The organism is Luteitalea sp. (genome assembly GCF_044337415.1).
Taxonomy (GTDB): Bacteria; Acidobacteriota; Vicinamibacteria; order Vicinamibacterales; family Vicinamibacteraceae; genus Luteitalea.
Genome location: NZ_JBIINP010000043.1, coordinates 1 through 22,793, shown reverse-complemented (window position 1 = coordinate 22,793; position 22,793 = coordinate 1). Strand labels below are relative to the sequence as shown.

Below are 22,793 nucleotides of genomic sequence, written 5' to 3'. Positions count from 1 at the left end.
TTCAGGGCTTGGCGGTAGCGCAGGGCGCCACGGTCGGCGAGAACAGGTCGGTGGACGGGGGCGGCGGGGCGGCCGCCACGGTCTTCGGGGGCGTATCGCAGTCGGCGGCCCCCTTGGCCGTCGCGGCCTTGGGTGCGGCGGCCGGCTTGCCCTTGCGGGAAGCCTTCGTGGTGGTCGACCTGGCCGCGCCCTTGGCACCCGACGAGGCCGGCGCCGTCGCACTCGCGGCCTTGCCGGTGCCGCCGGTGGGAGTGGCGCCCGTCGACTTGGCGGTCGCTCCGGTGGACGTACCGGTCGTCGGCGAGGCCGCCGGGGCCTGGGCGACTGCGGCCACCGGGGAGGCGAGCCACCCACAGACGATGAGCAGGGCGAGCGTGCGGGTCATGTGTCGAGGCTCCCGTCGGCGGCGCCCGAGGCCGCGCTGCGACCGCCGGGCTCGGTGCGTCGTCGGAAGGGATGCACCACGAAGCGGGCCGATGGCCCTCGACTATACTCCAAGGGCGGGGCCTCTCCCGCCACGGACACCCTACTCATGCGACCTCTCTACACGCTCGTCGTGGCTGCGGCCCTCGCTTCGTCCGTGCTCGCGCCAGTGGCGCAGGCCCAGAGCAATCCCCGCCAGCGCGTCCTCCTGATCACGGCCCTCGGGGAGGACGGTGTGCCCGTCGACACCGTGAGTCCGGACGACGTGCTGATTCGCGAGGACGGCGTCGCCCGGGAGGTGCTGAAGGTGACGCGGTCGACCGAGCCGGTGGACATCACCGTGCTGGTCGACAACAGCCTTGCCTCGACGCGCGCGCTGCAGGACATGCGCCTCGGGCTCGAGAAGTTCGTCAACAACTACGCCGGCCCGCACCCCATCACGATCGTCACCGTCGCCGACCGCCCCACCGTGCAGGTCGGACCGACCACGAGCAAGCCGCAACTGGTGCGCGCCGTGAACCGGCTGTTCGTCCAGCCCGACTCGGGCGCCACCATGATCGAGGGGATCATCGAGGCCGCGCGGGCGATCCAGAAGCGCAAGCCGGCGCGCGCCACGATCATCGCCCTCACCAGCTTCGGCACCGAGTTCAGCGACCGCGGCTTCCAGTTCGCGCTCGACGAGCTTGCGGCCTCCGGCGCCACGTTGCATGTCCTGGAGCTGCAGGACACCCAGCGCGCCGACCTCACCAGCCAGAACGTGCGGGACCGCAACGTGGTGATCGATCGCGGCACGCTCGAGACCGGTGGCAGCCGTGAGCTGCTCCTGGTCAACCTGAGCATCACCGACGCCCTGCAGAAGGTGGGGCGCATCGCGCTCACGCAGCACGAGGTGCTCTATGGCCGCCCCGACACCCTCATTCCGCCGAAGCAGGTCGAGGTGTTCTCGGCCAAGCCGACACTGAAGATCAAGGCCAACACGCTGCAGGCCAACAGGGCGCCGCGATGACGCAGGCGCTCCTCCGCACGATCCTGGCCGGCAGCGTCGCCGCCGTCCTGGCCCAGGCCCCCGTGGGCAGCCAGGCCCCGGCGCCGCAGCCTCCCGTGCCCGCCCCGGCCGAACAGGCGCCGGCGGCAGCACCGGCCCAGGACCCAGCGCAGGCCGCCGATCAGCCGATCTTCAGGGCCGGCGTCGAGGTCGTGTCGCTGAACGTGACGGTCACCGAGCGCGACGGCAAGTTCGTGTCGGGCCTGGCCAAGGAATCGTTCTCGGTGTTCGAGGACGGCGTGAAGCAGGACATCATCTTCTTCTCTGGCACGGCGCTGCCCACGGCACTGGGCCTGCTGATCGACACCAGCGCGAGCATGAACGACAAGATGGCCATCACGCAGCAGGCGGCCATCGGCTTCGTCGATCGCATGCACGCCGAGGACGTGCTGACGATCGTCGACTTCGACAGCCGCGCGGAGATCCTCCAGGGGTTCACGGCCGAGCGCGCCAGCCTGGCGGCCGCCATCAAGCGCACCACGGCGGGCGGGTCGACCTCGCTCTACAACGCCGTCTACATCGCGCTGAACGAGTTCAAGAAGATCCGCGCGGCCAACACGCAGCAGGAAGTCCGCCGCCAGGCCATCGTCGTGTTGTCGGACGGGGAGGACACCTCGAGCCTGGTGCCCTTCGAGGAGGTCCTCGAGCTCGCCAAGCGGTCGGAGGTGGCCATCTACGCCATCGGGTTGAAGGACCCGGGCGCGAAGGGGCGCCCGATGGGCGGCTTCAGCGAGTCGGACTTCGTGCTGAAGCAGTTCGCCCAGGAGACCGGCGGCAAGGCCTTCTTCCCCACCGACGCCGACGCGTTGCCCGCCATCTATGCCGCGGTCGCCGACGAACTGGCCGCGCAGTACACCGTGGGCTACGCGTCGCGCAACCAGCGCCGCGACGGGCGCTGGCGGCGCATCGTGGTGCGCGTGGAGCGCCCGAACACGATCGCGCGCACCAAGCAGGGCTACTACGCGCCGACGAGCTAGCGCGTCGCCCCGATGAGCCTCGCCCTCCTCTACGCCGCAGCCTTCGCCGCCTACGTCTGGCACTTCGTGTCGCGCCGCCGCCTTGCCGGCCGCGTGGCCACCGGCAGCCTCCTGGTGGCGCTGCTCGTGCACACCTTCGTGCTGGGCATGTACACGATGGAACTCGGCGTGCCGCCGATGGCCGGCCGCACGGGCGCGGTCTCGACGTTCGTCTGGATGCTGGCCATCTCGTACCTGTCGATCGAGGTCTCGACCGACGAGCGCGGCATCGGCGTGTTCGTGACGCCGCTGCTGGTCGCGCTGCAGGGCCTGGTGGCGCACGGCGCGATGCCGACCGACGTGCCGCGCTACTTCGCCGCGCCGTTCGTGGCGGTGCATGTCGGCGCCCTGCTCTTCGCCTACGCCAGCTTCGCGCTGGCCTGCGTGATCGGCATCACGTACGTGCTGCTGTTCCGCGAGCTGAAGCGGCGGACGCCCGGGATGTTCTTCCAGCGGCTGCCCTCGCTGCAGGTGCTCGACCGGATGAACATGCGCGCCATCGGCATCGGCTGGCTGCTGCTCACGGTGGGCCTGGTGGGCGGCGCCGTGTGGCTGCGCGACGTGAGCGCGCAGATGGCCGACGACCCGCGCCTGCCGCACATGACCATCGCCGACCCGAAGATCATGATGGCCGTCCTGACGTGGCTCATCTACGGCCTGCTCCTGGCCTCGCGCCGTTGGGCCGGCCTCAGTCCGCGACGCACCGCCTGGCTCTCCGCCGTCGGCTTCGCCATCGTCCTGCTCAACTTCCTGCCCGTGGCGTACTTCTTCGCCCGCAGCCACAACTTCGCCTGATGCACCTCGTCCTGGTCGGCCTCAGTCACCACACCGCGCCACTCGAGGTGCGCGAGCGGATCGGCATCAGCCGGTCCATGGTGCCTGCTGCCCTCGACCGCCTGGCCAACGACGGCTGCGACGACGCGGTGCTGCTGTCGACGTGCAACCGCACGGAGGTGTACGCGGTGGCCGCCGACCCGGTCGCGATGGGCGAGCGGATCGTGAGCTGCCTGGCCGACTACCGGGGCGTGAGCCGCGACGACATCGACGCCGCGCTGTACGTGCGCACCGATGCCGACGCGGCGCGCCACCTGTTCCGCGTCTCGGCCGGCCTGGACTCGCTCGTGGTGGGCGAGCCGGAGATTCTCGGGCAGGTGAAGGACGCCTACAAGGTCGCCAGCGAGGAACGCGGCACCGGCAGCGTGATCAACCGGCTGTTCCATGGCGCGTTCGCCATCGGCAAGCGCGTCCGCACCGACACCGGGCTGGCCGAGGGCGCCGTGTCGCTCAGCTACGCGGCCCTGACCCTGTCGCGCAAGATCTTCGGTGACCTCAAGCCGAGGCACATGGTCGTGTTCGGCGCGGGCGAGATGTCGCGCCTGTGCGCCCTGCACTTCCACCAGCAGGTCGCCAGCACCACCATCGCGACGCGACGGCACGACCGCGGCGAGGCGCTCGCGGCCGAGGTGCACGGGCGCGTCATCGCCTGGGACGCGCGACTCGAGGCGCTGGCCGACGCCGACGTGCTCGTCTCGGCGACCGGGTCGCCCGACCTGGTGCTGACCGATGCCGACCTCGCGCGCGTGCTCGCCGCGCGCCGCGGGCGCCCGATGTTCGTCGTCGACCTGGCGGTGCCGCGCGACGTCGACCCGGCCATCGCGGAGCGCGAGGAGATTTTCCTCTACAACATCGACGACCTGCGCGGGATCGTGCAGGAGAACCTGGCCCGGCGCCAGGACGCCGTGGCCAAGGCCGAGCGGCTCGTCAACGACGAGGTCTCCGCGTGGTACGCGTGGCTGCGGTCGCGCGCCGCCATCCCCACGCTGGTCGCGCTGCGCACCCGCTTCGAGCGCGTGCGCCAGGCCGAGATCGAGCGCCTCGCCCCCAGGCTGTCCGGACTCGGGCCCGATGCCCGCGCCCGCGTCGACGAGATCACGAGACTGATGATCGAGAAGCTGCTGCTGACGCCCACCGAACAGCTGAAGGCCATCGACGACCACGACACCATGGACGCCTGCTCGTCGGCGCTGCGACGCCTGTTCGCGCTCGACGACGAGGCGGCGGCCGCCGAGGCCGACCGCACCGAGGCTGCGCGGGAGAAGGCACGATGAGCACCGGCTGGCGCATCGGCACCCGCGGCAGCGCGCTGGCGCTGTGGCAGGCACACACGGTGAAGGCCCGCCTCGAGGCGATGGGCGTGGCGCCGTGCGAGATCGTCGTCATCCGCACCGACGGCGACCGGCTGCAGGACGCGCCGCTGTCGGACGTCGGCGGCAAGCGCCTGTTCGTGAAGGAAATCGAGGACGCCCTGCTCGAGGGGAGCATCGACCTCGCGGTGCACAGCTCCAAGGACATGGCGGTGGTGCTGCCCGAGGGGCTGCACATCGCTGGCGTGCTGGCCCGCGCCGACGCGCGCGATGCCATGGTGCTGCCGGAGGCTGCGGGCCTGGTCGACGCGACGCTGGCGCAGCTGGCGGCGGCCCTGGGCCCGGCGCCGCGCCTCGGCACGAGCAGTGTGCGCCGCGTCGCGCAGTTGCACCGCCAGTTCCCGGGCGCGGAGTTCCTGCCGGTGCGGGGCAACGTCGACACGCGGCTGCGCAAGCTCGACGCGGGCGACTACGACGCGCTCGTGCTGGCCGCGGCAGGCCTGCAGCGGCTGGAGCGCGGGTCGCGCATCAGCGCCTTCCTGCCCGTCGACGCCTGCATCCCCGCGCCCGGCCAGGGCATCGTGGCGATCGAGTGCCGCGAGGACGCCGAGGAGATCACCCAGACGCTCGTCGCGATGAGTGACCGAGCCGCCGACCTGGCGCTCCGGGCCGAGCGCGCGCTGGTGGCGGCGGTGGGTGGCGGCTGCCAGTTGCCCCTCGGCGCCCACTGCCGCGAGACCGCCGACGGCGGCCTCGAGATGCTGGCGTGCGTGACGTCGATCGAGAGCGACCACGAGGTGCGCGCGATCGGCTTCGGCACCGCCGATGACCCCGAGGGCCTGGGTGAGCAGGTCGCCGAGCGACTGCTGCTCGACGGCGCCGGCGCCATCCTCGAGGCCGTCCGCGAGTACGACGGGCCATTACCGACCCAGGAGTGAGCGCTGCTCACTCCTGGGTCGGGATGCTGCGATGCAGCGATGCCGGGAATGTCGGGGGCCAGCCATCACCATCCGGCGACGGTCGGCACGCCGGGGCCCTCGTCCGTCGCCGGCTCCCTCATCCCTCGTCCCTGAGCGGCCTCGTCCCTGGTCCCTGAACGGCCTCGTCCCTCGTCCCTTGCCGCCCTTGTGACTTGTCGCTCGTCCCTTCTCCCCTGATCTGCGCTGTCGGCAGTACCATCACCCCATGACTCCCGTCTCCATCGTGGGCGCAGGCCCAGGAGATCCCTCGCTGATCTCCGTGCGTGGCCTGCGTTGCCTCACGCGCGCCGACGTCGTCGTGCACGACGCCCTCATCGACAAGCGCCTGCTGCGGATGGCGCGCCCCGACGCCGAGTGCATCGACGTCGGCGACGCCGCGCCTGCCGGGGCGGCACAGGAAGCGATCTGCCTGCTGATCGCCGAGAAGGCCCGCGAGGGCCGGTCGGTGGTCCGCCTCAAGTGGGGCGACCCGTTCCTCTTCGACAGCGGCGGCAAGGAAGCCCTGTTCCTGCACGAGCAGGGCATCAGGTTCGAGGTCGTGCCCGGCATCCCGGCGCTGGTGGGGATCCCGGCCTACGCCGGCATCCCGATCACCTACCCGGGTTCTGGCAACACGCTCACCTTCATCCGCGGCTTCGAGGACGGCGAGGAGGACACGCCCGAGCTCGACTGGCACCAGTTGGCGAAGGTCGACGGCACGCTGCTCTGCTACGCCGGTCCGCGGCAGCTGGGACGTGTGGCCGCGTCGTTGCTCTCGCACGGGCGCCCGGGCGACGACTCGGCGGCCATCATCTACAACGGCACGACGCCGCAGCAGCGGACCACCGACGGCACGCTGCGCGACCTGGCGCAGCGCCTCGAGACGCACCCGCCCCAGGCCCCGGCGGTGCTGGTGGTCGGGCCGTCGGCCGGGCTGCGCGCGCACCTCCGCTGGTTCGACGAGCGGCCGCTGTTCGGCACGCGCATCGTCGTCACGCGATCGCGCGAGCAGGCCGGCGAGTTCGTGGAGCGGCTGCACGACCTCGGCGCCGAGGTGATCGAGGCGCCGTCGATCCACATCGAGACGCTCGACGACTACGAGGAAGTCGATCGCGCCATCGCGAACATCGCGTCGTATCGCTGGCTCGTGTTCACCAGCGCCAACGGCGTCGACCACTTCATGCGGCGCGCCCTGGCGCGCGTGCGCGACATCCGCGACCTGCACGGGCCGCACATCTGCGCGGTGGGGCCGGCGACGGCCGAACGACTGCAACGCCTGCACCTGCGCGTGGACGTGATGCCCGACGAGGACCGCGCCGAGGGCGTGGTTGCGGCGCTCAAGGCCACCGGCAGCCTCGACGGCCAGCGCATGCTGCTGCCGCGCGCCGACATCGCGCGCGAGTCGCTGCCCGACGAGCTCCGCAAGGCGGGCGCCGAGGTGGACGACATCGCCGCCTACCGCACCGTCCGCGCCACGTGGGGCCAGGAGGGCCAGCCCGACATCTACAAGAAGCTCCTCGAGGGCGACGTCGACATCGTCACCTTCACGAGCGCGTCGAGCGTGCGGCACTTCGTCACCAACCTGGGCGAGGATCAGGCCGCCGACCTGCTGCAGCAGGTTGCCGTCGCCTCGATCGGCCCCGTGACCGCGGAGGCCGCGCAACAGCTCGGCGTGTCGACGCAGATCATGCCCAAGGCGCCGTACACGATTCCGTCGCTCGTCGACGCCATCGTGCAGCACGTCCGCGCGAAGCGGTGACACGGTCGGGGCGTTCGCGCCCCGACGCCGCCCACCCTGCGTCCGCGACGAACTGCGACGCGCCGGCGACTCTGAAATTCTGGAATTCTGAAATTCTGCAAGTCCGATGGCCCTGAACCTCACCCACCGCCCACGTCGCCTGCGTCGCACGCCCGGTCTCCGCGCCCTCGTGCGCGAGACGCACCTCGAGCCGTCGCAGTTCATCTACCCGCTGTTCGTGTGCCCGGGCGAGGGCGTCAACCGGCCGATCGGGTCGATGCCCGGCGTCGCGCAGATGTCGGTCGACGCGATCGTGACGGAGGTCGGCGCCGCCGCTGCCGACGGCGTCACGTCGGTGTTGCTGTTCGGGTTGCCGGCGCACAAGGACGAGCGCGGCAGCAGCGCCAGTGACCCGGAAGGGCCAGTGCAGCAGGCCGTGCGGGCGATCCGGGCTGCGCATCCGCAGACGGTGATCATCACCGACGTGTGCCTGTGCGAGTACACCTCGCACGGGCATTGCGGCATCGTCACCGACGGCATCGTGGAGAACGACAGCACGGTGGAGCTGCTGGTGCAGGAAGCGCTGTCACACGCGGCGGCCGGCGCCGACGTGGTGGCACCCTCCGACATGATGGATGGCCGCATCGGCGCCATCCGCGAGGCGCTCGACGCGAACGGCCATGCCGACATCGCGATCATGAGTTACGCCGCCAAGTACGCGTCGGCGTTCTACGGCCCCTTCCGCGAGGCGGCCGAGTCGACGCCGGCGTTCGGCGACCGCCGCAGCCACCAGATGGACCCGGCCAACGCCGACGAGGCACTGCGGCAGGTCGCGCTCGACATCGAGCAGGGCGCCGACATCGTGATGGTCAAGCCGGCGCTGCCCTATCTCGATGTGCTCTGGCGCGTGAAGGACACCTTCGGGCTGCCGACCGCCGCCTACCACGTGAGCGGCGAGTACTCGATGGTCAAGGCCGCCGGCGCCAGGGGATGGATCGACGAACCGCGCGCGATGATGGAGTCGCTGGTGTCGATTCGCCGCGCCGGCGCCGACGCGATCATCACCTACTACGCGAGGGATGCCGCGCGCGCCCTGTAGACCGGTGCCGGCGCCGGGGGGCGTGGTAGGTTAGACCAGATGGCATCGACGCAGCGCTCCAGGGACGCAGGACGGTCGGCGAAGCTGTTTGCCCGCGCGAGGCTGGCCATGCCCGGCGGGGTCAACAGCCCGGTCCGCGCCTTCAAGGCCGTCGGCGGCACGCCCCGCTTCATCAAGAGCGGCAAGGGCGCCTACATCAAGGACGAGGACGGCAAGACGTACCTCGACTACGTGATGTCGTGGGGCCCGCTGATCCACGGCCATGCCCCGAAGGGCCTGCTCACGGCACTGGCCGACGCCGCCCGCCACGGCACCAGCTTCGGCGCCCCCACCAGGCTCGAGATCGAGATGGCCGAGGCCGTGCGCGCGCGCGTGCCCTCGATGCAGCTCGTGCGGTTCACCAGCTCCGGCACCGAGGCCGCGATGAGCGTGCTGCGCGTGGCGCGCGCCGCCACGGGCCGCGACGCCGTGGTGAAGTTCGCCGGCTGCTACCACGGCCACGCCGACGGCTTCCTCGTCGAAGCCGGCAGCGGCGCCGCCACGCTCGGCGTGCCGACGTCGCCCGGCATCCCGCAGGTCGCGGCCGCGCTCACGCTGACTGCGCGCTACAACGACCTGGCTTCCGTGGAGGACGTGGTGCGACGGGCCAAGGGCGGCCTCGCCGCGATTCTCGTGGAGCCGATCGCCGGCAACATGGGCGTCGTGCCCCCGATGCCCGGCTTCCTCGAGGGCCTCCGGGAGATCTGCGACCGCACCGGTGCGCTGCTGGTGTTCGACGAGGTCATCAGCGGTTTCAGGGCCTCGGCCGGCGGCGCGCAGCACCTGCTCGGCGTGACGCCCGACCTCACGTGCCTCGGCAAGATCATCGGCGGCGGCCTGCCCGTGGGTGCCTACGGCGGCCGCGAGGACCTGATGCGCATGGTGGCGCCCGACGGCCCGGTCTACCAGGCCGGCACGCTGTCGGGGAACCCGCTCGCCATGACCGCCGGCCTCTGGGCGCTCTCCCGACTCGACGACAAGCTGTACCGGAAGCTCGAGCGGCTCGGGAGCACGCTGGCCGAGGGGCTCTCCGACGCCGCGCACCGCGCCGGCGTCGCCATCAGCCTCAACCGCGTCGGCTCCCTGCTCACCGTCTTCTTCACCGATCGCCCGGTGATGAACTACGACGACGCGAAGCTGTCGGACACCGCGGCCTACGGCACGTTCTTCCAGGCGATGCTCGCGCAGGGCGTGTACCTGCCGCCGTCGCAGTTCGAGGCGTGGTTCCTCTCGGGCGCCCACACGCGCGGCGACGTGGACGACACCATCCGTGCAGCGCGCAAGGCCTTCAAGGCCGTGGCGCGCACCACCCCGGCCTGAGTCCGGCCGTCCACGTCGTGCGCGCGTTCTACTGCGACCACTTCGTGCTCCCGCTGCCGGAAGGCCATCGCTTTCCCATGGACAAGTACGCGCGCCTCCGGGCGCGCGTCGAGCAGGAGGGCCTGCTATCGCCGGGCGGCCTGATCGAGCCTCCCGCGGCCGCGTGGGAAGACCTGCTGCGCGTACACACGCCCGACTACGTGGCGCGGGTGCGCGACGGCGGGTTGGCGCGCGAGGAACAGCGCCGCATCGGGTTCCCGTGGTCGCCGCAGATGGTGGAGCGATCGCGGCGCTCGGTGGGCGGCACGATCGAGGCGGCCCGCACCGCGCTGCAGGACGGCGTCTCGGCCAACCTCGCCGGTGGCACGCATCACGCGTTCCGCGACCGAGGCGAGGGCTACTGCGTCTTCAACGATGTGGCCGTCGCCGCCGTCACGCTGCTCGAGACGGGGCGCGTGCGGCAGGTGGCGGTCGTCGATCTCGACGTGCACCAGGGCAACGGGACGGCGGCCATCTTCGAGCACGACCGGCGCGTGTTCACGTGCTCGCTGCACGGGGCGGCCAACTTCCCGTTCCGCAAGGAGCGGAGCGACCTCGACGTGCCGCTGCCGGACGGCACCGACGACGACGCCTACATGGCCAGGCTGGTTCCGGCGCTGGACGCGGTGTTCGAGACGGCGCCCGACCTGATCTTCTATGTCGCGGGTGCGGATCCGTACGAGGGCGACCGCCTGGGCCGGATGCGGCTCACGGAGGCGGGCCTCCGGCGGCGCGATGCGGTGGTGCTCGGCCGCTGCCACGCCGAGGGCGTGCCGGTGGCCGTGAGCATGGCGGGAGGATATGCACCGGACGTGGACGCGATTGCGCGCATCCACGCCGGAACGATTGCCGAGGCCGCGGCCTGCGCGCGGCTGTGGCGGGGACCTACTCCTTGGCGGCCTTCGCCTTTGCCCAGCGACGCTTCTGCGCGTCCGCAATCCGCTTCCGTGCGTCTGCGCTGAGCTTGCGCTTCTTGCGCGCCTTCGGTGCAGCCGCGGCGGGCGCAGCCTCGGCGGGAGCCGGCACGGCCGTGCGGGCCGAGGCGCGCAGCCCGCGTGCCTGCGACTCGAGTTCGGCGAGGTGCTGCTTCGTGCGCGCGATTTCCTGTTCGAGCCCATGCAGGGCCCACGTGAGCAGCTGGCGATTGCCGTTGCTCAGACCTGTCTTCGACGACTTACGTGACTTTGCCATGACGCCTACTCCGGGAGGGTGGAAGGGTCCTACGGCGACAAGCATAGCCTGCTTCTCGCTGTCGGTCGTGCTGTTTCTGGGACTAAGTCCCGTGTCCGTGCGTGCGCAGGGGGCTGCGTACGACGCGAAACTGGCCGAGGCGTACGCCACCGCATACGACCTCGATCACGAGGAAGCCGTGCGAAAGTTCGAGGCGCTGGCCAAGTTAGCGCCGGACTTACCCGCCAGCTATCGCGCCCTCGCATCGATCAGGTGGCTGCGGCTGCTCTTCACGCGCGGCACCGTGCTCGCCGACGAGTATCTCGGGCGCCTCACGCGCCACGACGTCGACATGGCGCCGCCACCCGCCGACATCGCCGATGGCTTCCAGCGCTCACTTTCGACAGCCGTCGCGCTGGCCGAGGCACGTGTCGCGGCGGCGCCGCGCGATGCCCGTGCCCACTACGACCTCGCCTCGGCGCTCGGACTGCAGGCCTCGTGGGCCGCGACCGTCGAGGGGCGCATGGGGCGAGCGTTCTCCTCGGCCCGGCGCGCGCACCACGCGGCCGAGCGCGCCGCCACGCTCGATCCGGCCGACCCGGATCCGCGCCTGATCCTCGGCACGTACCGGTACGTGGTTGCTGACCTGTCGCTGCCGGCGCGCATGGTGGCCTACCTCGCCGGCATGGACGGCGACCGCGAGCGCGGGCTCCGGCTGCTGGAGGACGCCGCGGCCAGCGGGCGTCCCGTGCAGACCGAGGCACGCTTCGCGCTGGTGCTCCTCTACAACCGCGAGCGCCGGTGGAACGACGCCCTCCGCGTGCTGGCGCAGTTGCGGGCCGCGCATCCGCGCAACCGGCTGCTCTGGCTCGAGTCCGGCGCCACCGCGCTGCGCGCGGGACGCGCCGCCGACGCCCTGCGCTGGCTCGACGAGGGCCTGGCCATGGCCGCCGCCGACCCGCGGCGCCGCATGTTCGGCGAGGAAGCCCTGTGGCGGCTCAAGCGGGCGCTGGCGCTGCGGACCCTCGGTCGGCAGGACGACGCGCGCGACGCCCTGCTGGCCGGCCTGGAGGCGCCCGAGGCGCGCGAGTGGGTGCGGGGCCGCCTGCATCTCGCGCTGGGCGAGATCTCCCTGGCGTCGGGCGACCGCGCGCAGGCGCGCTGGCAGGCCGCCAAGGCGCTGCCTCTGCTGGAGCGCGGCGCCGACCCCGAGGGCGCCCGACTCGCGCGACAGTTGCTCGAACGCGCCGGTCGCGGCTAACGTCTCCCTGTCCAGATGGCGACGCGACGCTGGTTGCAGGTACTGCTCGGTGTGCTGCTGCTGATCACGCTCGCCGTGGTCGCACTGGCGGCCAGCTGTGCCTACCTCGTGAAGAAGCAGGTCGACGTGCGCCAGGTGGCGTCGCCCGCCGACTTCGACCGCGAGGCCAGGGCCGTGCTCGACCGCTTCAAGGGCGTGCCCGCCCTGATCGAGGACTCCGACACCGGCCCACGGCTGTCCTCCGCTGCACTCGCCAGCCGACAGAAGAAGGCCGCGACCGGAGCCCCGCACCCCCTCACCGCACTCCACGTCGTGGTCTTCTCGCCCCAGGAGAACAAGCTCGTCCGCATCTCGTTGCCCTTCTGGCTGCTGCGGATGTCACCCGACGGCACCGTCGACATCAAGAACGACGACGTCGACCTCGGCAAGATGCGCCTCTCCATCGACGACCTCGAGGCCGCAGGCCCCGGGCCGCTGCTCCTCCGCAAGAGCGGCGACTCCCGCGTCCTCGCCTGGACCGAGTAGGCGCCCGCCGCACGGACTGACCTGTCCGTACGGCCCTGACTCGCCTGAAATTCTGGAATTCCGAACTTCTGGAATTCGAAAGGGGCCGAGCTGTCCGCGCGAAGTGACACGCGTGCTGGCACACGGCTTGATCACATGGTGGGTACTCGCTCGAAGGAGGACACCATGACGCACTCCCTCTCCCCCATCACGCTCGCGGCGCTGCTCATCGTCGGCGCACCTGTCGCGACAGCACAACCGCACGGCGTGCCCGTGCAGTGGGGCTCGTCCTCGCGCCAGGTGGACCAGCGCAACTTCGACGAGGGCTACCGCATGGGCATGCGCGAAGGCGAACGGGACGCGCGGGGGAACTGGCCGCGCGACTATCGCCGCCACGACGCCTATCGCCGTGGCAGCAGCAACAACGGCTGGGGCTGGGGAGGCTGGAACAACGGCCCGAGGAGCGACGACGCGTTCAGGCGTGGCTTCGCCGAGGGCTACCTGGCGGGGTACGACCAGTTCCGCGGCGGCTACGGCGGGTACGGTCGCTCGGGGTATCCCGGCAGCGGTTATCCGGGTGGCAGCTACGGACGACCTGGCTATCCCGACTACGGTGGCGGGTACGGCTACCCCGGCAACGGTGGCTACGGGTACTCGCCTGCCGCACAGCGTGGGTTCGACGATGGCTACCGTGACGGACGCGACGACGCGCGCGACCGCGACAGGTACGAGCCGACACGCAAGCGGAACTATCGGGAAGGCGACGATGGCTACTCGAGCCGGTACGGATCGCGCGAGCAGTACAAGGCCGAGTACCGGCAGGCGTTCCAGCAGGGCTACGACCGCGGCTATCGCGAGGGACGGTACCGGTAGAGACCGGGGTACCGGGTACGGGGTACGGGGTACGGGAAGCGCGGGTTCTAGACGGGGCGGCACTCACGAAGGACTGGCCGCGTCCGATTAGGTAGGTAGGCAAAGACGGCCGGCAGATGTCCGGCGCCGGAGCCTACCAGGGCGCTGAGAGGCGTCCGACCCTTCGGCCGCGAGGCCACGAGCGGGAGACGCAGGCGGGTATACCGCCGCGCTCCCGTTTCGCGTTTTCAGCGCAGGCGCAGGAACCGCTTCATCCGCGCCACCAGCGAGGCGGGCGCCTCGATGACCGCCCCCCGCCGCGTCGCGTGGTCGGCCGACAGCGTCTCGAGCTCGGCGCGCCGCCGCGACACGGCATCGGCCAACGTGTCGAGCACTCCTGGGGTGCCGTCGGCGAGCGCCCGCAGCGTGGTGTCGTCCAGTTCGAACACCAGCGTGTCGGTGGTCGCCGTCACGGTGGCCGACCGTGGATCGCCGGTCAGCCACGACATCTCGCCGAACACCTCGCCGACGCCGAGCCGCGCCACCTCCTGGTCGTCGGGCGCGAGGCTCACCCGCACGAGGCCTCGTCCCACCAGGAAGCTGGTGCGTCCGAGCTCGCCCTGGCGCACGATGACCTCGCCGCTGCCGTAGAGACGCGGGCGCGCCGACCCGGCCAGCGCCGCGCGCGCCTCGGGCGTGAGTCCGCCGAGCAGCGCGGTGTTGCCCATCAGCGCCGGCAGGCCGGCCTGCTCCGGGAACGTGAGGGCGGGCATGTCGCCGTGCGAGTACTCGACCTGGATGGGATAGGGGATCTCGAGGCCGTGCCGCTGGAACGTGTACCAGATGGCCGTGCGCATCTGGTCCTGCGCGAGCGCGGCCCGCTCCATGTCCTGCACGAAGCAGCGCGCGCGATAGGTGACCGCGGACGTGCCGAAGTCCACGAGCAGCGCGTCGGGCGCCGGCGACGGCATGGCGAGCGGCACCTGGGCCAGTGCCTCGGCGATGACGGCCTTCACGTGGTTGGGAGGCGCCGTATAGGCCACGCCCACGTCGACGAACACGCGCGTCGGCGGCGCCGGTTCCGAGAAGTTCACGATCGCACCGTCGGCGATGCTGCTGTTGGGCAGTCCCACCAGCGTGCTGTCGCGGGTCCGGAGCACCGTCGACCGCCACGAGATCTGGGTCACCCGGCCCTCGTGTTCGCCGACGCGGATCCAGTCGCCCACCTTGTACGGCTGGTCGGCCTGCAGCGCGAGGCCGGCGATGGCGTTGCCCAGCGTGTCCTGCAGGGCGAGGCCGAGTACGACGGCGCCGGCCGCCGCCGTGAGCTGCAGCCGGTCGTTGAAGAACAGCACGACGACCGTGACGAACAGCGCGACGGTGATGGCGTCCTGCAGGATGGCCGGCAGCTGCGCCGGAAGGCGATCCTCGCGGAACGGATTGACCGCCAGCAGCACGATCAGGTTGCTGGCAGCCAGCACCAGCAGGACCGGTTCGATGGTCGCCAGGGAACGGGCGATGCCCGGCGGCGTGCCGGCCCAGAGCGCCAGCAGGTGGGCCACCAGGTAGGCAGCGGCGAGCGCCACCGAGAGCACCAGCTTGCGCTTGACGTAGGTGTTGCGCGTGCTGGTGCGCGCCGCGAGGGCGAGCACCAGCACCAGGACACCGACAAGGAGTTGAACGGACACTCAGGCGACCTTCAGGTAAGGGCAGGCGACCGGCGACAGCCTGCAGGCTGCCTGCGGCCCGTCGCCTGTTGCCGTTCCCCGGTTACGTGAGCGAGCCGGCCTTCTTGAAGGCCTGCACGTCGGCCGGCGTCACCTTGACGGCCACCACGGCCGGGTTCCCGCCACCCTTGGCGTCCTTCTCGGGATCCAGCCCTCGGGCGCCTCCCGAGCCGACCACCTGCGCCGACTTCGACTCACTGCCACCGCCACTCACCAGCTTCGAGAGACCGAAGCCCTTCTTCTTGGGCGCCTCTTCCTTGGCGGGCTGCGCGGCCGGTTCGGCCTTCGCGGTGCTCGACCCGCCGGCCAGGCCCTTGGTGCCGGCAGCCACGGTGGCGATCTGCGACTGCGGCACGGGCTTGTAGGTGATGCTCGACTTGTAGCGCGGCTCGACCAGCTGCGTCCCCGTGAGCTTCTCCTTGGTGATGGTGGCGGTGAGCTTGTCCTGCCGCGCCTGCATCTCGGGGTGCGAGCTGAACAAGCCCCGCTTCTCGGTGGCGCTCTTGTTGCGCTCGGCGAGCGTCGTCAGGAAGCTGCCGAGGCCCTGGGGCGCATAACCGGCCTTGCTGATCAGGGTGATGCCGACCGTGTCGGCGGCGCCCTCGTCGCCGCGGCTGTACGCGTTGTCGAGGATGTTGTTGTACGCCGCGTTGGCGAGGAACTCGATCAGCGCGTTGCCCCCGGAGACCTCCTCGGCCGCCGCGCTCTTGAGCGTGTTCTTCTTGAGCGCGTCGATCGTGTGCTCCTCGGTGACGTGCACGATCTCGTGCGCGAGCACGCCGGCGAGCTCGGCCTCGTTCTTCATCAGCGCGAGCGCGCCGCGGGTGATGTGCACGTACCCGTGCGGCGCCGCGAACGCGTTGACGGCATCGGTGTCGAGCACGATGAACGTCCACGGGAGGCCGGGCTTGGTGGTCTTCTCGGTGACCGTCCGCCCGACCAGCGTGACGTACTTGTGCACCGCCGGATCCTGCACGACCCCGTAGCGCTGGCGCACGAGTTCGCTGACCTTGGCGCCGAGCGCCGCCTTCTCCTGGTCGGTCCAGGTGAAGTCGCTGACCTGCTTGGCGCGCTTGGCGCCCTGCTCGAGCAGGCCGAACTGGGCAGACGCCGGCGCGGCGACCGCCAGCACCAGGGAGGCAGAGAGGAGGATGGAGGGGACCTTCACGATGGCGTTCCTTTCGGACCTTCGACTGGCACCTTCGGAGTCACGACGACCTCGAAGATATCGACAGGCACGCTCTTGCCCTTGACCACGACGGCCCCGAGCGGGCGCAGCGCACGCGGCGTGCGCAGTTCCCGGCGGGTGGCGTCGCTGATGATGATCTGCGTGCCGTACTCCTTGTTCAACGACTCGAGCCGCGCGCCCAGGTTCACGGCGTCGCCGATCACGGTGTAGCTCCGCACCTGCCGCGAGCCGATCGTCCCGGCAATCATCTCGCCGGTGTTGATCCCGATGCCGATGCCGAGCGCCGGGCGTCCCCGGGCACGCCACCCGGCGTTGAGTTCCTCGAGCGCCTCGACCATGGCCACGGCCGTCGTCACGGCGTGCTCGGCATGATCCGGGTCGTCGAGCGGGGCGCCGAACAGCCCCATCACCATGTCGCCGACGAACTTGTCGAGCGTGCCGCGATGCGCGAACAGCACGTCGACCATCCGCGAGAAGTACTCGTTCAACTGCTGGACCAGCGCTTCCGGGTCACCGCTCTCCGAGAGCGTCGTGAAGCCGCGCATGTCGGAGAACAGGACCGACATCTGGCGGCGTCGCCCGCCGAGCTCGGCCAGCGACGGATTGGCCAGCACCTGCTCGTAGACGTCCTTGGACAGGTAGCGGGAGAACAGCCCTCGCACCTGGCGCTTCTCTCGCCCCTCCACGACGTACTGGTAGGCGAACCCGCCACCCGCCGCCAGCACCCACCCGAGCGTGGCCGGCACCAGGGGGACCCACAGGCCCCGCCCGAACGCGAACACCCCGCCCAGGTGAACCGCCGCCAGCAGGCCCGCCGCCGCGGCCAGCCCGAGCGTGGCTCGCGCCGGCATCACGGACCACCGCGCACAGACGGAAACGACGAGCGCCAGGAGAACGCACAGCCATCCGTCGAGCCGGCGGATGACCTGGCCAGACAGGACCATGTCGGCCACGTTGGCGTGGATGTGCGGCCCCGCCATGCCGCCCGTGTTGCCGAACGGCACGGGGAACACGTCCTTGAGCCCCACCGCCGTCGCCCCGACGAAGACGAGCGCGTCCTTGAACGTCGCGGGCGGAACCAGGGGCGCCTGCCCCTCCAGCACCTGCTGCTCCGAGTAGAAGATGTCGTAGAACGAGTACGTGCGGAAGGTCGGCGTGCGGCCATCGGGCAGGATCGCCGGCCCGCGGTACCGGATCAGCGAGCGCCGACCGGTGGCCTGCGGTCCCTCCTGCTCGGCGAAGCGCGGGATGTCCACCACGGGCGCCGGCAGTCGCGTGGTGCCAATCCGCAGGAGGTCGCCCTCGAGCCGGATCCGGTCGCTCGGCAGGTCGCGCGCCACCTGCGCGGCCGCAATCCCGAGCGACGGCAGGAACACGCCGTCGCGCCGGACGAAGGGGATGATCTGCCGTACCGGGCCATCCTCCTCGACCAGCATCACGTTGTGCCCCAGGGCGCGCGCCGCCTCGCCCAGGCCCGGGAAGGGCCCGGACAGCGCCGGTCGGAGGTCGACGCTGTCGTCGAGCGGGTAAGCCCCCTGCGGCGCCGCCTTCAGCACCCGGTTCACGTCGTCGGCGCCCGTGCCGCCCTCGAACACGCCCTCGGCCAGGTGGATGACGTTGCCGGCCGCCCGCGTGGAATCGACGAGGGCCTGGTCGGATTCGGCCCCGGTCCAGGTCGTGCCACCCACGTCGAAGCCGGAGCGCCGGTCACGGTCGGTGAGGCTGATGTCGTACGCGACGGCCCTGGCCGGGCCCCGCGCGAGGAAGTCGATCACCACCGCGTGCACCAGTCGCGGCCACGGCCAGCGGCCGACGACAGGCTCGAGGCGCCGCAGGCTGATCTCGTCGATCTCGACGATGGCGATGGTGCGGTCGGCGGCAGCGGGATGCGCGGTGGCGCGGAGCGCGAGGTCGTAGAGCTTGGCGTCGGCGACGCGGAAGAGGGGCAGCGTGCCGAGCAGGAGGGCCACCGCCCCGCAGGCCAGGCCCATGGCGGCCGCGTGCAGGAGGCGGGAGCGCATCTAAACGACAAAGCCCCGCGGTGCGGGGCTGGTCGGCTGGCTGAGCGCCATGGTTGGTAGCGGTACGGGGATTCGAACCCCGGTCCCGTGGCTGAGAACCACGTGTCCTAACCCCTAGACGATACCGCCGTCCAGGCACACAGACCTTCGAGGATACGCACGAGGCGCGGCCCTGTCAACCATCCGGCGGTACCGCTTGCTATGATCGCAAGGATGCGCAAGCTGCTCGCCGTACTGCTGGTGGGATTGGTCGGCCTCGGGCTCGTGTGGTTCCTCGCTGGGCGTGCGGCCGGCCCCACGATCACCCTCGCCTCGCCGACCTCGGTCATCGGGCAGAAGACCCCCCTCACGTTCGACGTGTACGCGCCCGACGGTGCGCTGAGCGACCTGTCGGTGCGCCTCGAGCAGGGCGGGCAGGCCGCGGCACTCGGCACGCTCGCCGCCCCGCAGGCGCTGAAGCTGACGCGGGCGGCAGACCGCGTGAGCGTCGCCGGGGAGATTGGCCGGCAGGTGGCGCCCGGGCTGAAGACCGGGACGGCCACCCTCGTCGTGGAAGCCACGCGGCCCGTGCTCTTCGGGCTGCGGCGCACGACCAGCATCCTGCGCAAGGACCTGCAGGTGCGGCTGACGCCGCCGACGCTCGCGGTGCTGTCGCAGTTCCACTTCATCAACCAGGGGGGCGCCGAGGTGGTCGTGTACCAGGTGAACCCCGCCGACGTGCCGTCGGGCGTGCGCGTGGGCGAGCGCGAGTTCCCCGGACTGCCGGCCAGCGGCGCCGGGATCCCGAACGCGCCGCCGGGGCTCCGCGTGGCGTTCTTCCCGTTCGTCTTCAACGAGTCGCCGGCCACGCCGGTGTCGCTGTGGGCCCGCGACGAAGCCGGCAACCAGGCGCGCGCCAGCGTCGACTCGAAGGTCACTCCCAAGCAGTTCCGCAAGAGCACCATCCCGCTGGACGACGCGTTCCTGCAGAAGGTGGTGCCGTCGATCCTGCAGAACACGCCGGACCTGAAGGTCACCGACGCCAACGACCTGTTGGCGAGCTACCTGACGATCAACCGCGATCTGCGCCGCCAGAACAACGACACGATCCGGACGATCGGCCTGACGAAGAGTGCCAAGGAGATCCTCTGGCGCGGGCCGTTCCGCCAGATGATGAACTCCGCGGTCGAGGCCGGGTTCGCCGACGAGCGCACCTACACCTACCAGGACAAGGCCGTCGACAAGCAGACCCACCTGGGGTTCGATCTGGCGTCGCTGCAGAACGCGCCGATCCAGGCGGCCAACCGCGGCGTCGTGGTCTTCGCCGGGTTCCTCGGGATCTACGGCAACTGCGTGATCGTCGATCACGGCATGGGGTTGCAGTCGCTCTACGGACACCTCAGCTCGATCGGCGTGCAGGAAGGCCAGGCGGTGGAGATGAACGCCGAGTTGGGACGCAGCGGCCAGACCGGCCTGGCCGGCGGCGACCACCTGCACTTCACGATGGTCCTGCACGGCGAGTTCGTGAATCCGGTGGACTGGTGGAGCTCGCAGTGGATCGAGGACCGCGTGATGCGCAAGCTCCGCGCGGTGGGCGCCCCGGCGGCTCCGGTGGCGGCGGTGCCCACGCCGTAGTCATGCGTCATGGGGCATGCCTCATGACGGAAGACTGAAGACCGAAGGGGCAAGGGCGGTATCGAACCCCGCCCCCAGCCCCCAGCCCCTAGCCCCCAGCCCCCAGCCCCAAGGCTCTATACTTTCCGTTTGGGGCTATCGCCCCCTGAAGAGGCCATGCGCACGCACGCCGTTGCCTATCCCCTGTCGTCGAGCCGGATGTCGGACTACCTGCAGCTCACCAAGCCGCGCCTGAACCTCCTCGTGGTCTTCACGACCGGGGTCGGGTACTGGCTGGGCGTGGCCGGGCACGTCGATCCTGTCGTGTTGTTCCACGCGGTGGTGGGCACGGCGCTGGTGGCAGGTGGGTCGGCGGTGTTCAACCAGCTGTACGAGCAGGACGTGGACGGCCTGATGGCCCGGACCCGGCTGCGGCCCCTGCCCGACGGACGCCTCACGCCGTGGCGCGCGTACATGTTCGGCATGGCGCTCAGCGCCCTCGGGCTCGTGCAACTCACCGTCGGCGTGAATCACCTGAGCGCGGTCGTCGCCTTCGCGACGCTCGTGAGCTACGTGGTGTGGTACACGCCGATGAAGCGACGATCGTCGCTGGCGACGGTGGTCGGCGCGATTCCCGGCGCACTGCCGCCGGTGATCGGCTGGGCCGCGGCGACCAACTCGCTGACGCGCGAAGCGTGGCTCCTGTTCGCCATCGTTTTCCTGTGGCAGATGCCGCACTTCCTCTCGCTGGCGTGGCTGTTCCGCGAGGAGTACGAACGCGCCGGTTTCCCCGTGCTGCCCGTGGTGGAGCCGACGGGCAAGAGCACGGCCCGCCAGACCGTGATGTACACGGCCGCCTTGATTCCCGTGAGCCTGGCGCCGGCGCTGACCGGGCTGGCCGGTCCCCTGTACTTCGGCGTGGCGCTGGTGCTGGGCGTGGCGTTCCTGTTCCTGGCCATCCGCTTCGCACGCGACCTGCACCGCCGCACCGCTCGTCAGCTGTTTCTCGGCTCGCTGGTCTACCTGCCGCTGATCTGGCTGTTCATGATCGCGACGCGGGTGCCGTAGGAACCGGGTACCGGGTACGGGGTGCCGGGTACGGGACCGTTCAGGTACCGGCAGCGAAGCGGCAGGCGTCATAAACTCAAGCAGCAGCGGCCAGACTGCCGACTGCCGTCTTCCGATTCCCGATTCCCGACTGCCGACTCCCGACTGCCGTTCTCCCGTGACTGTCGCCGACCTTCCCACGCTCAATGCCAGCCTGAACCTGCTGGCGACACTCTTCCTGCTCGCCGGCTACGTGTTCGTGCGCCAGCGGCGCGTCGGGCCGCACCGCCTGTGCATGCTCGGGGCGCTCGGCGCCTCGGCCGCATTCCTGACCAGCTACCTCGTCTACCACTACCACGTGGGATCGCGACCGTTCACCGGCACGGGCCTGCTGCGGGTGATCTACTTCGCCATCCTGATCTCGCACGTGCTGCTGGCCATCGCCATCGTGCCGCTGGTGCTGATGACCGTGTCGCGCGCCCTGTCGGGCCGCTTCGACCCGCATCGCCGCATCGCGCGCATCACGTGGCCACTGTGGATGTACGTGTCGGTGACGGGCGTGGTCGTGTACCTCATGCTGTATCGGATGTAGCCACAGAGGTAGGGCGCGGTCTCCGACCGCGCCGTTCAAGTGGCGAAGCCGTTCGGGAGCGGCCGCGTGGGACACGCGGCCCTACCTGGGAGCAGTCGTAACCCATGCAACTCCTCAATCGCGTCGCGCTCGTGACTGGCGGCAAGCGGATCGGCCAGGTCGTGGCCGAGGAACTGGCCCGCGCCGGTGCCGACGTGGTGCTGTCGTATCGCTCGTCACGCCAGGAGGCCGAGGATACGGCCGCCCGGGTGCAGGCGCTCGGTCGACGTGCGCTCGTGCTGCAGGCCGATGTGAGCGTGCCCGGCGATTGCGACCACCTTGCCCGCGAGATCGACGCCGCCTTCGGCGCCCTCGACATCGTCGTCAACATGGCGTCGACGTATGTGTCCAGACCACTCGAGGCGATCGACGAGGCGGCCTGGCGCTCCGACATCGACGCCAACCTGTCGTCGGCCTTCTACGTCACGCACGCGGTGCTGCCGCTGCTGCGCCGCCGGACGCCCGCGCACGTCGTGAACTTCACCGACTGGCTGCCGGCGAGCGGACGCGCGGGCTACACGGGCTTCGTGGCGTACTACGTGGCGAAGGCCGGCGTGAAGGCGCTCACCGAGGCGTTGGCGCTCGAGCTGGCGGGTGAGCAGATCCTCGTCAACGCGATCGCGCCGGGGCCGATCGTGCCGCCGCCAGACCTGTCTGCCGAGGAACTCGCCGAGGTGGCCGCGGCCACGCCGTTGCAGCGCTGGGGCGGCGAGATGGAGATCGCGCGAGCCGTGATGCTGCTGGTGACCACGCAATTCATCACCGGCGAGACCCTCCGCGTCGACGGCGGACGACACGTTCGGTAAGGGACGGCTCGCCGAGGCGTCCCTCGGCGCCGGGCGCCGGGTACCGGGTACCGGGTACAGTGCGTAGCCGTCGGGCTTGCCCGACGGTGACCGTCCGCACAGCCGCAACAGTCCCTTCTGAGACCCGAGGCCCGAGACGCGCCGGCACCGTCAGGGCTTCTTCGCGCCAG

21 protein-coding genes and 1 tRNA gene are annotated in these 22,793 nt (G+C 70.9%); 16 read left to right on the top strand and 6 right to left on the bottom strand.

The window, feature by feature from the left end:
• Nucleotide 1: 1 nt before the first annotated feature.
• Nucleotides 2-385 carry a hypothetical protein gene (locus ACIRDX_RS09405; RefSeq protein ID WP_396625159.1) on the bottom strand — a complete coding sequence of 128 codons (384 nt, stop codon included), beginning with the start codon at nucleotides 383-385 and terminating at the stop codon, nucleotides 2-4.
• Nucleotides 386-532: 147 nt separating this feature from the next.
• On the opposite strand from ACIRDX_RS09405, the gene ACIRDX_RS09400 reads away from it, so the two are divergent.
• From ACIRDX_RS09400 to ACIRDX_RS09360, 9 genes are all read left to right on the top strand, one after another.
• Entirely contained in the window at nucleotides 533-1,429 is an 897-nt protein-coding gene (locus ACIRDX_RS09400; protein WP_396625158.1) for a VWA domain-containing protein, read from the top strand.
• Nucleotides 1,426-2,445: a VWA domain-containing protein gene (locus ACIRDX_RS09395; protein WP_396625157.1), complete on the top strand. Its 1,020-nt coding sequence runs from the start codon at nucleotides 1,426-1,428 to the stop codon at nucleotides 2,443-2,445. The genes ACIRDX_RS09400 and ACIRDX_RS09395 overlap by 4 nt, the downstream gene beginning before the upstream one ends.
• Before the next feature lie 12 nt (nucleotides 2,446-2,457).
• Nucleotides 2,458-3,279, top strand: coding sequence for an inner membrane protein YpjD (locus tag ACIRDX_RS09390; protein ID WP_396625156.1), 822 nt, complete (start codon nucleotides 2,458-2,460; stop codon nucleotides 3,277-3,279).
• Nucleotides 3,279-4,592: a glutamyl-tRNA reductase gene (gene hemA, locus ACIRDX_RS09385; protein WP_396625155.1), complete on the top strand. Its 1,314-nt coding sequence runs from the start codon at nucleotides 3,279-3,281 to the stop codon at nucleotides 4,590-4,592. The genes ACIRDX_RS09390 and hemA overlap by 1 nt, the downstream gene beginning before the upstream one ends.
• Complete coding sequence (gene hemC / locus ACIRDX_RS09380) at nucleotides 4,589-5,566, top strand: hydroxymethylbilane synthase (RefSeq protein ID WP_396625154.1); 978 nt, start codon at nucleotides 4,589-4,591, stop codon at nucleotides 5,564-5,566. The genes hemA and hemC overlap by 4 nt, the downstream gene beginning before the upstream one ends.
• Before the next feature lie 247 nt (nucleotides 5,567-5,813).
• Nucleotides 5,814-7,346, top strand: a complete 1,533-nt coding sequence (gene cobA / locus ACIRDX_RS09375; RefSeq protein ID WP_396625153.1) for a uroporphyrinogen-III C-methyltransferase — start codon at nucleotides 5,814-5,816, stop codon at nucleotides 7,344-7,346.
• A gap of 106 nt (nucleotides 7,347-7,452) precedes the next feature.
• On the top strand, nucleotides 7,453-8,424 hold the full coding sequence (hemB, locus tag ACIRDX_RS09370) for a porphobilinogen synthase (RefSeq protein WP_396625152.1): 972 nt from the start codon (nucleotides 7,453-7,455) through the stop codon (nucleotides 8,422-8,424).
• Nucleotides 8,425-8,463: 39 nt separating this feature from the next.
• Nucleotides 8,464-9,783 (top strand): glutamate-1-semialdehyde 2,1-aminomutase, encoded by a 1,320-nt coding sequence (gene hemL / locus ACIRDX_RS09365; RefSeq protein WP_396625151.1) that lies wholly within the window; start codon nucleotides 8,464-8,466, stop codon nucleotides 9,781-9,783.
• A 17-nt stretch (nucleotides 9,784-9,800) separates the two neighbouring features.
• A complete protein-coding gene (locus ACIRDX_RS09360) occupies nucleotides 9,801-10,784 on the top strand; it encodes a histone deacetylase (protein ID WP_396625150.1) in 984 nt (327 codons plus the stop codon).
• On the opposite strand, the gene ACIRDX_RS09355 is transcribed toward ACIRDX_RS09360, so the two are convergent.
• On the bottom strand, nucleotides 10,708-11,013 hold the full coding sequence (locus ACIRDX_RS09355; protein ID WP_396625149.1) for a hypothetical protein: 306 nt from the start codon (nucleotides 11,011-11,013) through the stop codon (nucleotides 10,708-10,710). The genes ACIRDX_RS09360 and ACIRDX_RS09355 overlap by 77 nt on opposite strands.
• Before the next feature lie 91 nt (nucleotides 11,014-11,104).
• On the opposite strand from ACIRDX_RS09355, the gene ACIRDX_RS09350 reads away from it, so the two are divergent.
• The 3 genes from ACIRDX_RS09350 to ACIRDX_RS09340 all read left to right on the top strand — a co-directional run bounded on the left by ACIRDX_RS09350 (nucleotide 11,105) and on the right by ACIRDX_RS09340 (nucleotide 13,630).
• Nucleotides 11,105-12,253, top strand: coding sequence for a hypothetical protein (locus ACIRDX_RS09350; protein ID WP_396625148.1), 1,149 nt, complete (start codon nucleotides 11,105-11,107; stop codon nucleotides 12,251-12,253).
• A gap of 15 nt (nucleotides 12,254-12,268) precedes the next feature.
• Complete coding sequence (locus ACIRDX_RS09345; protein WP_396625147.1) at nucleotides 12,269-12,778, top strand: hypothetical protein; 510 nt, start codon at nucleotides 12,269-12,271, stop codon at nucleotides 12,776-12,778.
• A gap of 165 nt (nucleotides 12,779-12,943) precedes the next feature.
• Nucleotides 12,944-13,630 carry a hypothetical protein gene (locus ACIRDX_RS09340; RefSeq protein WP_396625146.1) on the top strand — a complete coding sequence of 229 codons (687 nt, stop codon included), beginning with the start codon at nucleotides 12,944-12,946 and terminating at the stop codon, nucleotides 13,628-13,630.
• A 227-nt stretch (nucleotides 13,631-13,857) separates the two neighbouring features.
• Here the strand turns inward: ACIRDX_RS09340 and ACIRDX_RS09335 are convergent, their stop codons facing one another.
• The 4 genes from ACIRDX_RS09335 to ACIRDX_RS09320 form a co-directional block, all read right to left on the bottom strand.
• Nucleotides 13,858-15,297, bottom strand: a complete 1,440-nt coding sequence (locus tag ACIRDX_RS09335) for a mechanosensitive ion channel domain-containing protein (protein WP_396625145.1) — start codon at nucleotides 15,295-15,297, stop codon at nucleotides 13,858-13,860.
• An 82-nt stretch (nucleotides 15,298-15,379) separates the two neighbouring features.
• The gene (locus tag ACIRDX_RS09330) at nucleotides 15,380-16,504 is read right to left on the bottom strand and encodes a M48 family metalloprotease (protein ID WP_396625144.1); all 1,125 of its coding nucleotides are present in this window, start codon (nucleotides 16,502-16,504) and stop codon (nucleotides 15,380-15,382) included.
• Nucleotides 16,501-18,546, bottom strand: coding sequence for a CHASE2 domain-containing protein (locus tag ACIRDX_RS09325; RefSeq protein ID WP_396625143.1), 2,046 nt, complete (start codon nucleotides 18,544-18,546; stop codon nucleotides 16,501-16,503). Before ACIRDX_RS09325 ends, ACIRDX_RS09330 begins: the two co-directional genes overlap by 4 nt.
• A 54-nt stretch (nucleotides 18,547-18,600) precedes the next feature.
• Nucleotides 18,601-18,675: transfer RNA gene (locus ACIRDX_RS09320), tRNA-Glu, on the bottom strand.
• A gap of 84 nt (nucleotides 18,676-18,759) precedes the next feature.
• On the opposite strand from ACIRDX_RS09320, the gene ACIRDX_RS09315 reads away from it, so the two are divergent.
• From ACIRDX_RS09315 to ACIRDX_RS09300, 4 genes are all read left to right on the top strand, one after another.
• Nucleotides 18,760-20,160 carry a M23 family metallopeptidase gene (locus tag ACIRDX_RS09315; RefSeq protein ID WP_396625142.1) on the top strand — a complete coding sequence of 467 codons (1,401 nt, stop codon included), beginning with the start codon at nucleotides 18,760-18,762 and terminating at the stop codon, nucleotides 20,158-20,160.
• Nucleotides 20,161-20,316: 156 nt separating this feature from the next.
• A complete protein-coding gene (gene cyoE / locus ACIRDX_RS09310; RefSeq protein WP_396625141.1) occupies nucleotides 20,317-21,207 on the top strand; it encodes a heme o synthase in 891 nt (296 codons plus the stop codon).
• Between the two features lie 157 nt (nucleotides 21,208-21,364).
• Nucleotides 21,365-21,778 (top strand): DUF420 domain-containing protein, encoded by a 414-nt coding sequence (locus ACIRDX_RS09305; protein WP_396625140.1) that lies wholly within the window; start codon nucleotides 21,365-21,367, stop codon nucleotides 21,776-21,778.
• Nucleotides 21,779-21,882: 104 nt separating this feature from the next.
• Nucleotides 21,883-22,623 (top strand): SDR family NAD(P)-dependent oxidoreductase, encoded by a 741-nt coding sequence (locus ACIRDX_RS09300; protein WP_396625139.1) that lies wholly within the window; start codon nucleotides 21,883-21,885, stop codon nucleotides 22,621-22,623.
• Nucleotides 22,624-22,793: the final 170 nt, after the last annotated feature.